Raw genomic sequence first — 2,694 nt, forward strand, 5'->3', positions numbered from 1 at the left:
GTGATTGAATCAGCGCTTCCTTAGTGAGCTAGTGAGCTAGTGAGCTGGTGTACTAGTGAGCTGGTGTACTAGTGAGCTAGTTGAGGGGGTTATTTACGGGCATACACCAGAAGTATTTCCCGCCGACTGGTATTTATTACCGGTTGTCTCCCATGTGCCTGGTACCAAGATTCTTCGCCTGCGGCTCAGAATGACCGTGTCCGGCGGGAAGGTCAGCACGTAACGTCCTTGCCCACCCCTGTCCAAGGGGTGGGTGGCGAGCGCAGCGAGCCGGAAGGGGTTAGCCGACAGGCGGCATATATACTCATCGCCGCGAAGCGGCGATACCACAACTTTCTGAACCCTCTGAACCTTTCCCTTCACAACCCTTCTACACAACCTGCGGCGAAGCCGTGCCCCTTTTGCGGCCCCCTTATATCATCCTCATCCATTTCTCCTTCTCTTTTTCGCTGATACCGCGAAGTCCGTAGATGGCCTGTTTCATGGTTCGCATGTGGTGAAGGCCCATTTCCATATAGGAGGGGATCTGCGTTTCCTTTCCTTCCCGGATGAGGTGGGCGGTGGCGGGGATGTTGGTGAAGATTTCCCTTATGAGCCTTGTTTCCTTTCCTGTGCGGCAGAGGCGCTGGGAGACGACGGAGCGGAGATTGGAGGCCAGGAGGTTTCGGATTTCTTCCTGCCGGTCGGCGGGGAAGGCGTGGATGATGCGTCCGATGGAGTCGGCAGCCCGGGTGGTGTGGAGGGTGGCCAGCACCAGATGGCCGGTTTCGGCGGCGGTGAGGGCGGCGGACATGGTTTCGCTGTCCCGCATTTCACCCAGGGCGATGACGTCGGGGTCTTCCCGGAGGGCGTCCCGCACGCCGGAGGCAAAGTCCATGACATCCATTTCCACTTCCCGCTGGTGCACCAGGGCTTTAGCGGAGGGAATCACGTATTCCACCGGATCTTCCAGGGTCACCATGTGGCAGGGGCGGCGGGCATTGATGAGGGAAAGCATGCGGGCCAGGGTGGTGCTTTTGCCGCTGCCCGACGGGCCGGTGACCAGCACCAGGCCGCTTTCCAGGGAGCAGACCTGCTCCATCCATTCTTTGTCCGGATCCGGCGGGAGGGATGACAGGGTGGGGAGGATGCGGAGGGCCGCTGCTTTTCTGCCGAAGGCGCGGTACACATGGATGCGGATGCGGCAGGAGCCGATGGTGGCGCCGCCGTCGCAGGAGCCCCGGGTTTCCCATTCTTTTTCCTTTTCCTCACCCAGAAAGCCCTCAAAAAGAGTGCTGAAGAAGGAATCATGGGCCCTTTCCTTCAGCTGCTTCAGGCTGCCGTAGAGCCGGATGGTGACAGGTTCTCCCTCCGTCACGTGAATATCGGTGATGGCGGGATTGTCGCCAATCAGTTTTTCTATATCCATTTCAATCCTCCCCTGCCAGAATCAATGACGCTTCGTCCGGTGAAATAACGCCCTCCGCCATGAGGGTGAGGGCGGCCTCTCCCATGGAAGGCTGGCCCTGATCCTTCATGCATTTTCGGAAATCGTCGGCGGAAAAGCGGTGATGGATGATGTCCCGCTCCCTGCGTCCTATGGAAATCATTTCAAAAACGCCGGTGCGCCCTCTATATCCCTCATGACAGCCATCACAGCCCCTGGCCCGGTACACCCGATTTCCTTCACAGGCTTCCGGAAGGCCCAGGGACTGCTGCTCTTCCTTGGGCAGGAAATAGGACTCCCTGCAGCGGTGGCAGAGACGGCGGGCCAGCCGCTGGGCCATGACCAGGGACAGGGAGGCGGACAGGAGGTAGGGGGCGATGCCCATATCCATGAGACGAAGGGGCGCGTCGGAGGCGTGGTTCGTATGGAGGGTGGACAGTACCAGATGACCGGTCAGTGCTGCGTGCACCGCGATTTCTGCCGTCTCGCGGTCCCGGATTTCCCCGATCATCACAATGTCCGGATCCTGGCGCACGATGGAACGAAGTCCCCTTTCAAAGGTGAGCCCCGCCTTCTCATTCACCTGCACCTGGGTCACGCCCTGCAGCCGGTACTCCACCGGATCCTCCACGGAAATAATGCTGACACCCTCTTTGTTCAGCATCTTCAGGGCCGCATAGAGGGTGGACGTCTTCCCGCTCCCCGTAGGCCCGGCGGTGAGAATCATGCCGCTTCCCCGGGCAAGGCACTTTCGGAAAACCTTTTCCTGGCAGGGCAGCATACCCAGCTCGTTTTTCTCTATGAAATCCACCTGCCCCGACAGAAGGCGGATGACGATGGTTTCCCCATACAAAGAAGGGAGGATAGAAATACGGAGATCATAGGGCACACCCTGAAACGACATACTGCAGCTCCCGTCCTGGGGCAGCCGGCTCTCGCCTACGTCCATGTGGCCGATGACCTTGGAACGCACCGAAAGGCCGGACAGCATCTTCAGCGGCAGACGGAACCGCTCCCGCAGCACCCCGTCCTCCCGGAAACGCACCCGCACCATGGAAGCCTGGGGCTCCATGTGAATATCACTGGCCCCCGCCGCCCGGGCGGACTCCAGAATCCGCGCCAGTACCATTTCCGCCGAACCTGTCCTGATTTCCTCCATACTATCCTCCCATAGAGAATCGCAAAGAAATATTTATTTTATTATAGCAATAGATAGCCCGGGAGGGCTAGGGAAGCACTGATTAATTCATAGAGTTTTCTTTTATAAG

General features: G+C 58.7%; 2 protein-coding genes. Both read right to left on the reverse strand.

Going from position 1 to position 2,694, the window contains the following annotated elements; translation table 11 throughout:
• Positions 1-412: 412 nt before the first annotated feature.
• The gene (locus tag B2Y11_RS04585) at positions 413-1,408 is read right to left on the reverse strand and encodes a type IV pilus twitching motility protein PilT (RefSeq protein ID WP_291056775.1); all 996 of its coding nucleotides are present in this window, start codon (positions 1,406-1,408) and stop codon (positions 413-415) included.
• A 1-nt stretch (position 1,409) separates the two neighbouring features.
• Entirely contained in the window at positions 1,410-2,585 is a 1,176-nt protein-coding gene (locus B2Y11_RS04590) for a GspE/PulE family protein (protein ID WP_291056776.1), read from the reverse strand.
• Positions 2,586-2,694 lie beyond the last annotated feature (109 nt).

It is taken from the genome of Dialister sp. UBA1703 (assembly GCA_002320515.1).
GTDB lineage: Bacteria > Bacillota > Negativicutes > Veillonellales > Dialisteraceae > Dialister.

Excerpts from the sequence above, each read along its gene's own strand:
- B2Y11_RS04590 (WP_291056776.1), bottom strand. The coding sequence starts at position 2,585 with ATGGAGGAAATCAGGACAGGTTCGGCGGAAATGGTACTGGCGCGGATT.
- B2Y11_RS04585 (WP_291056775.1), bottom strand. The coding sequence starts at position 1,408 with ATGGATATAGAAAAACTGATTGGCGACAATCCCGCCATCACCGATATT.